At 68.1% G+C, this 7,951-nt stretch carries 6 protein-coding genes; 3 read left to right on the top strand and 3 right to left on the bottom strand.

The window, feature by feature from the left end:
* Positions 1-110: 110 nt before the first annotated feature.
* Positions 111-1,286: a globin domain-containing protein gene (locus ABZ863_RS26050; RefSeq protein WP_358540539.1), complete on the bottom strand. Its 1,176-nt coding sequence runs from the start codon at positions 1,284-1,286 to the stop codon at positions 111-113.
* A gap of 398 nt (positions 1,287-1,684) precedes the next feature.
* Complete coding sequence (locus ABZ863_RS26045; RefSeq protein ID WP_358540537.1) at positions 1,685-3,274, bottom strand: alanine/glycine:cation symporter family protein; 1,590 nt, start codon at positions 3,272-3,274, stop codon at positions 1,685-1,687.
* Positions 3,275-3,441: 167 nt separating this feature from the next.
* On the opposite strand from ABZ863_RS26045, the gene clpB reads away from it, so the two are divergent.
* Positions 3,442-6,039 carry an ATP-dependent chaperone ClpB gene (gene clpB, locus ABZ863_RS26040; protein WP_358540535.1) on the top strand — a complete coding sequence of 866 codons (2,598 nt, stop codon included), beginning with the start codon at positions 3,442-3,444 and terminating at the stop codon, positions 6,037-6,039.
* 71 nt (positions 6,040-6,110) lie between these two features.
* Complete coding sequence (locus tag ABZ863_RS26035; protein ID WP_358540533.1) at positions 6,111-6,812, top strand: hypothetical protein; 702 nt, start codon at positions 6,111-6,113, stop codon at positions 6,810-6,812.
* Between the two features lie 9 nt (positions 6,813-6,821).
* Here the strand turns inward: ABZ863_RS26035 and ABZ863_RS26030 are convergent, their stop codons facing one another.
* Complete coding sequence (locus tag ABZ863_RS26030; protein WP_358540531.1) at positions 6,822-7,079, bottom strand: hypothetical protein; 258 nt, start codon at positions 7,077-7,079, stop codon at positions 6,822-6,824.
* A gap of 86 nt (positions 7,080-7,165) precedes the next feature.
* Between ABZ863_RS26030 and ABZ863_RS26025 the strand changes: the two genes are divergently transcribed.
* Complete coding sequence (locus tag ABZ863_RS26025) at positions 7,166-7,933, top strand: SDR family oxidoreductase (protein ID WP_358540529.1); 768 nt, start codon at positions 7,166-7,168, stop codon at positions 7,931-7,933.
* Positions 7,934-7,951: the final 18 nt, after the last annotated feature.

Below are 7,951 nucleotides of genomic sequence, written 5' to 3'. Positions count from 1 at the left end.
CGGTCACCATGACTCCGTCATGGCTCCCTCCTCCGCCTTGCGATGCATCCATCTGGATCACCGCTCGCACGGAGGACGGTTCTCAGACGCGCTCTTAGACCGTCGCCGTCTCAGTCGATGGTGAACGGGTCGTACCGGATCCGGTCCAGTGGCGTCCCGGCGACGAGCATGCGCGACACGGTCGCCCTGATCATCGCGGGGGAACCGGACACCAGGACATCGTGCTCGGGCCACGCGCCGTGCTGGGTGACGACATCGGCGAGCGTGCCGTGTGCGAAGCCGGGCAACCCTTCGCCGTGCTCGACGACGGGGCACACCGTCAGCCACGGGTTCGTCGAGGCCAGGGCACGCAGCTGTTCGAGGTCGTAGAGATCTTCGCGGCTCGCGCCACCGTAGAAGAGCGTGACCTTGGGGTTCTCGCCCCACTGCGCGAGGTTGTCGAGGATCGCCCGCAGCGGCGCGGCCCCCGTGCCGCCCGCGATCATGAGCACGTCGCGGCCGGACTCCCGGTTCACGGCGAGCCTGCCCATCGGTTGGCCGATCCGCCAGACGTCCCCGCTCTGGGTGTGGCTCACGATCGCCCGGGACACCCAGCCGCCCTCGACCGCTCGCACATGGAATTCGAGAGAGCCATCGGGCCGCGGTGCGTTGGCGGGTGACAGGTAGCGCCACAGGCGAGGCCGCTGCGGAACCTCGATGCTCATGTACTGGCCGGCCTCGTAGGGCACCTGCTGCTCGGGCTCCACCCGGACGAGCGCGAGATCCCAGCTGAGCCGCCGGTGTTCCGCGACGGTCGCCAGCCAGCACGGCGGGTTCGTGTCCTTGCCCGCGGCTTCCTGCATGGACCGCGCGATGATCGTGTACGCCTCGGCCCAGGCCCGCTCGACCGGCGGCGTCCACACGTCACCGAGCTGGCGCTTGAGGGCCGCGAGCAGGGCGGTGCCGACGGCCTCGTAGTGCTTGGGAACGACGCCGAACTTGCGGTGGTCGCGGCCGAGCTGGCGCAGGAACGGCGCGAGGTCGTCGGGACGGTCGACCAGCTGGATGATGTGCACCAGCGCGCGGACCAGTCGCCCGCGCTGCGACTCCATGTTGATGGGGAAGAAGTCACGCGTGGCCGGCGCGAGCGTGAAGAGCATGCCGTAGAAGAACTGCGAGATCTCCGGCGTGTAGGGCTCGGCCTGCCGCCAGGTCTGGCGGATCAGGTCCACCATCGCGGCGACCGCGGGCGGCACTTCCCGTACGCGCCCCGACTGCGGTATCGGACTGATCGGGTCGGCTGTCATCCGGTTGCCCCAGAATGTCCGCCCGGACTGCAGAGTTGAGTACGCACAGTGACTGACTTCAGTCGGCGATTATTCACGATCGGGTGATGGCGAGAGTCGTGATCAACTTCAGCAGGTCAGTGACCCACGGACCGTTCGCGGACCCCATGAATATTCCACCTCTCCATGCAAGCGCTTCTCCAACACTAGGTTCCTGCGCACTTGGGCGGTAGTCGTTGCGCAGTTGTCACACTCCGGTTGCTCCGGATGGGTGGCCGACCATGCCGGAAGATGGCCGGAAGCCCGTGCGGCGGCGGCGAAGTTGCATTGAGGAAGTCACTGACCGTCACGACAGAAAAGTCCCCTTGCCCGCGTTCTTCGCAGAGCAAGGGGACTCTCCGCCTGAGCGGATCGCTCGGTCAGGTGCTGGTCTTCTCGAGCTTGCGGACCTCACCGGAACGCAGTTTGGCCGCGAAGTCGGCGACCTCCCGCTTCACGACCGGCATCAGCAGGTGCAGGCCGATGATGTTGAACAGTGCCAGCAGGAACAACACCGCGTCGGCGAAGTTCAGCACGCTGCCCAGTGTCAGCACGCAGCCCGCGATGGTGAGAAGGCAGAACACCAGCTGATAGACGCGCTCGCTGGTCCTGGTCTTGCCGAACAGGAAGGTCCAGGCCTTCTGTCCGTAGTAGCCCCAGGTGATGAGTGTCGACAGTGCGAAGAGCACCACCGCGACGGTCAGCACGTAGGGGAACCAGGGCAGCACGGTCCCGAACGACTCGGAGGTCACCGTCACGCCGTCCGGGGTGTCGCCGCCGGCCGCCACTGTCGCCTTCGCGTCGTTCCAGAACTGAGTGTCGGCGATGACGACGGTCAGCGCGGTCATCGTGCAGACCACGACCGTGTCGATGAACGGCTCCAGTAGCGCCACGTAGCCCTCGGTGATCGGGTTCTTCGTCTTCACCGCCGAGTGGGCGATGGGGGCGGAGCCGAGGCCGGCCTCGTTGGAGAACGCCGAACGCTGGAAACCGACGATCAGCGCGCCGATCGCACCGCCGGCGACACCCTCACCGGTGAACGCGCCCGAGATGATCTCGCCGATCGCATTCGGCACGTCGGTGAAGTTGACCAGGATGACGATGAGACACGCGCTGATGTAGATGACGGCCATCGCGGGAACGAGGCGGCTGGTGACCGCGCCGATCGACTTGATGCCGCCGATGATCACGGCGCCAACGACGACGGCCAGGATGACGCCGAACACGAACGCGGCGCCGTCGCTGGCCAGGAAGCCCTCATCGCCGCCGGTCACGTCCCGCAGCTGGGCGAACGTCTGGTTGGCCTGGAACATGTTGCCGCCTGCGAGCGCGAAGAACAGCAGCATGAGCGCCGCCAGCACCGCGAGCACCTTGCCGAGGAGGACGCCGAAGCCGTTGCCGAACCGCTCGGCCAGGCCTTTGCGCAGGTAGTGCATTGGCCCGCCGGATATTGTGCCGTCAGCATGCGTCTCGCGGTACTTCACGCCGAGCGTGCACTCGACGAACTTCGTACACATGCCCAGCAGGCCGGCGACGATCATCCAGAAGGTCGCACCCGCGCCGCCGATGGTCACGGCCACGCCGACACCGGCGATGTTGCCGAGGCCGACGGTGCCCGACAGTGCTGAGGCGAGCGCCTGGAAGTGGTTGATCTCGCCCGGCTCGTCCGGGTTGGTGTACTTGCCGCGAACCAGGTCGGTCGCGAGCTTGAACTTGCGGAACTGGACGAAGCCGAAGTAGCAGGAGAAGACTGTCGCGGCGAGCACGAGCCACGCGACGATCCAGGGGAACGACACGCTGCCGATGGTGAGTTCGGCGAACACGAAGTTCGACACCGCGTCGGAGACGGGATTGAAGACGGTGTTGATCCACTCCTCGATCGAGGCGAGTGTGCCGCCCTCGGCAGCGAGGACCTGCAAGGTGTCGTCCGGTGGTGGGCTCGTGGCCATCCCGGTGGTCAGTACGGACATGGTTCGCTAGTTGACCCAAAGAGTTGGTAAATCACAACCCTTGACTTGGAGATGTTACGTAACGCCGCACAACTTGAGCGGAACACACTCAACTTTTCTGACGTTGTGCAGAGCGGCAGCCTCTGCGAGAGGCTTGTCCCAGAGCTCTTCGAACCAGAGGTGAGGGGATGGATTCTTTCAACCCGACCACGAAAACTCAGCAGGCGATCTCGTCCGCGGCACAGGCGGCCACGATGGCAGGCAACCCCGAGATCTCGCCGGCGCACCTGCTCGGCGCCCTGCTCTCCCAGGGTGACGGGCTCGCAGCGCCGCTGCTGACTGCGGTCGGAGCCGATGCGGAGCAGGTCCACAAGGAGCTGGAGCCGATCGTCTCCGGGCTGCCGTCCGCGACCGGTTCCACCGTCTCCACGCCGCAGTTCGACGGCCATGCCGTCAAGTCGCTCACGCATGCTCAGCGGCTCGCGACCGAACTCGGCGACGAGTACGTCTCGACCGAGCACGTCCTGGTCGGTCTCGCCGCCGAGGGCGGGCCCGTCGCGAGCCTGCTCCAGCGGCACGGTGCGACCCCGGACGCGCTGCGGGACGCGTTCACGAAGGTGCGAGGCTCCGCCCGCGTCACCACGCCCGATCCGGAGGGCACCTACCAGGCGCTGGAGAAGTACGGCGTCGACCTCACCGAACGGGCCAGGGCAGGCGAGCTCGACCCGGTGATCGGCAGGGACACCGAGATCCGGCGCGTCGTGCAGGTCCTTTCCCGGCGCACCAAGAACAACCCGGTCCTCATCGGCGAGCCCGGTGTCGGCAAGACCGCCATCGTCGAGGGCCTCGCCCAGCGCATCGTCGCCGGTGACGTGCCGGAGTCGTTGCGCGGCAAGCGTGTCGTCTCGCTCGATCTCGGGTCGATGGTCGCCGGCTCGAAGTACCGCGGCGAGTTCGAGGAGCGGCTCAAGGCGGTACTCAAGGAGATCAAGGAGTCCAACGGGCAGGTCGTCACCTTCATCGACGAACTGCACACGATCGTCGGCGCAGGCGCGACCGGCGATGGCGGCGCCATGGACGCAGGCAACATGATCAAGCCGATGCTCGCCCGCGGTGAGCTACGCATGGTCGGTGCCACCACGCTCGACGAGTACCGCAAGCACATCGAGAAGGACGCCGCGCTGGAGCGCCGGTTCCAGCAGGTGCTCGTCGGCGAACCGTCGGTCGAGGACGCTATCGGCATCCTGCGCGGTCTCAAGGAGCGTTACGAGGTGCACCACGGTGTCCGGATCACCGACGCCGCACTCGTGGCCGCCGCGACGCTGTCCGATCGCTACATCACCGCGCGGTTCCTGCCGGACAAGGCCATCGACCTCGTCGACGAGGCCGCGTCCCGGCTGCGCATGGAGATCGACTCGCGCCCCGTCGAGATCGACGAGGTCGAGCGCGCCGTGCGGCGGATGGAGATCGAGGAGATGGCGCTCGCCAAGGAGGACGATCCCGCCTCCAAGGATCGGCTGACCGCTTTGCGCGCCGAGCTGGCCGAGAAGCGGGAGGAGCTCGCCGCGCTCACCGCGCGCTGGCAGAACGAGAAGGGCGCGATCGAGCGGGTCCGCGATTTCAAGGAGCAGCTCGAGCAACTGCGCGGTGAGGCCGATCGCGCCGAGCGCGACGCCGACCTCGGCCGCGCGGCCGAACTGCGCTACGGCCGGATTCCCGCGCTGGAGAAGGAGCTCGCGGAAGCCACCAGCGTCACCGAGGCGAAGGCCGAGGTGATGCTCAAGGAGGAGGTCGGCGCGGACGACGTCGCCGATGTCGTGAGCGCGTGGACCGGTATCCCGGCGGGGCGGCTGCTCGAAGGCGAGACCGGCAAGCTGCTGCGCATGGAGGACGAGCTGACCGGGCGCGTCGTCGGCCAGCCCGACGCCGTGCAGGTCGTCTCCGACGCGGTGCGCAGGGCCCGTGCCGGGGTCGCCGACCCCGATCGGCCGACCGGATCGTTCCTGTTCCTCGGCCCGACCGGTGTCGGCAAGACCGAGCTGGCCAAGGCGCTCGCGGAGTTCCTCTTCGACGACGAGCGCGCCATGCAGCGCATCGACATGAGCGAGTACAGCGAGAAGCACAGCGTTGCCCGGCTGGTCGGCGCTCCGCCCGGGTACGTGGGCTATGACCAGGGCGGTCAGCTCACCGAGTCGGTGCGCAGACGGCCGTACTCGGTGGTGCTGCTCGACGAGGTGGAGAAGGCGCATCCCGATGTGTTCGACGTTCTGCTGCAGGTGCTCGACGACGGCAGGCTGACCGACGGCCAGGGCCGCACCGTCGACTTCCGCAACACGATCCTGGTGCTCACGTCCAACCTCGGCTCGCAGTCCATCGCGGACGCATCGCTGGACGAGCGGCAGCGCAACGACGCCGTACTGGCCGTGGTGCAGCGGCACTTCAAGCCGGAGTTCCTCAACCGGCTCGACGACATCGTGGTCTTCCACGCGCTCGACACCGAGCAGCTGACCTCCATTGTGGACATCCAGGTCCGCAGGCTGGCGGAGCGGCTCGCGCAGCGGAGGCTCACGCTGGACGTCACGCCTGCGGCGCGCGAGTGGCTGGCGCTCAACGGCTACGACCCGATCTACGGCGCGCGCCCGCTGCGCAGGCTGGTGCAGTCGGCGATCGGTGACCAGCTCGCGCGCAAACTGCTGGCAGGCGAGATCCGCGACGGCGATACCGTGCGCGTCGACATCCCGGATCTCGATACCGCTGACACAGCGTTAACGGTCACCCGGGCCTAAAACCCGAAAGGGTGGTAACGACACGGCCCGCTGATCTTGGTCAGCGGGCCGTGCAAGATACCCTGATCGCCGTGGGTATTCCAGCGTGGATCTGGTTCGTCATAGCGGGCGTCGCCGCGGTGGCCGGGCTCGCACTCCTCACCGCCGACCGGGCCAGGGAGAGCTCGCGTAATCGCGAGCGCGCACGCTGGGCCGAGCTGCGTGGCTGGCAGTACGTCGAGGAGGACGAACGCCTTCCGCAGCAATGGTCGGGTGGGGCGATCGGCTACTTCGGCGCGGACGCCGCGGTCAACGTGGTGGCCGGGTCCACCTTCACCTCCGATGGCCGCCGCCCGGTGTTCGTGTTCGACATCGAGTCCGATGGTCTGATCCCCGCGGTGGTCGTGGCCGTGCGCTGCAACCGCATCCACCCCGTGCTGCTGGAGCTGTGGCTCGCGAGCGTGCCGTTCCAGCGGGCCGAGATGCCCGAGCTGCTCGGTCCTGTCGGTCAGCGCTACGCGTTCGCCGACGACGTCGCCAGTGCGCGCCAGCTCATCACGCAGGACCTCGTCGACGCGGCCGACGCGCTCGGCGGTGACGTCGGGGTCGCGTGGCTGGAGAACGAGTGGGTGCTGGCCAGCGTCGCGCCCAACGTCGGCCCGTCGCGACTCGAGCGGCTGCTGCGCGACCTCGGCGAGATCGCCGACATCGTGGATCCGTTCGACGAGGACTACGCGTCACACCAAGAACCGGAGCCCACCGCCGACCAGCGTGCCCGCCAGCAGGGCTTCTAGCGCGCGGCCTCAGTTCAGGTCGAGTGTGCCGGACAGCACGGGCAGCTCCCCCAGATCCAGCGTGCCGGTGAACCGGCCGCCGTCCTGCACCGACAGCTCGCGGTAGGTCACCGGGTAGTCAAGGGTCGCGCCCGCGGCGTAGCCCTCCGCGTAGGCGTCCTGGACCACATCGTGGGCCGGGATCTCGGCCGTGCCATGGCCGTCGTTCTCCCTCGCCGCGATGAAGCCGCGGACGAAGGACAGGTAGTCGATGGCACCGTTCTCCATCTGCGCGCGCACCTCGTCTGGGTGAGGCTGGGTCCCCTCCTGGCCTCGCAGACGATAACCCAATCGAGCGACACTAGGCTTGGCTGGTGCCAGTCGCACTGATCACGGGAGCCTCCGCGGGCATCGGCGCCGCTTTCGCGCGTCGCCTCGCCACCGAACGCTACGACTTGGTCCTCGTCGCGCGGGACGAGGCGAGGCTGCAGGCCCGCGCCGACGAACTCAACGCCGCATACGGCGTCACCGCCGAGGTGTTGCCTGCCGACCTCGCCACCACCGACGGGCGTGCCGCTGTGGAGGCGCGGCTTGCCGAGCGGCCCGTCGACATGCTGGTCAACAATGCCGGACTCGGCCTGGCCGGTGAGTTCTGGACTGCCTCGGCCGATGAGCTGCAGCACCAGCTCGACGTCAACGTCACCGCCGTTCTGCGGTTGACCAGAGCCGCGTTGCCTGCGATGCGTGAGCGGGGTCGCGGAGACGTGATCAACGTGTCGAGCGTGGCCGGGTTCTTCTCCGGCCGGGGCTCCACCTACACCGCGAGCAAGGCCTGGGTCACGTCGTTCTCGGACGGTCTGGCGTCGGCCCTGCACGGCTCTGGCGTCCGCGTGCTCGCGCTGTGCCCCGGCTTCACCGAGACCGAGTTCCACGAGCGTGCCGGGCTGGAGAAGGCCGGGCCGAAGCCGTTCTGGCTCAGTGCCGACCGGGTAGTGGCCGATGCACTCGCCGACCTGCGGCGGGGCAAGGTCGTGTCGGTGCCGAGCCCGCAGTACAAGGTCGTGGTGGCGGTGGGCCGGCTGCTGCCGAGGGGCCTGGTGCGTCGTCTCGGTGGCCGGTTCGCGGGCCGCGACCGGACCTGACCGGGCCGCGTGTAAGAC

This window comes from Saccharomonospora sp. NPDC046836, from assembly GCF_040645195.1.
Taxonomy (GTDB): Bacteria; Actinomycetota; Actinomycetes; order Mycobacteriales; family Pseudonocardiaceae; genus Prauserella_A.
Note: the sequence above shows the minus strand (reverse complement) of the source record. Positions and strands in the feature narration are given on the sequence as shown.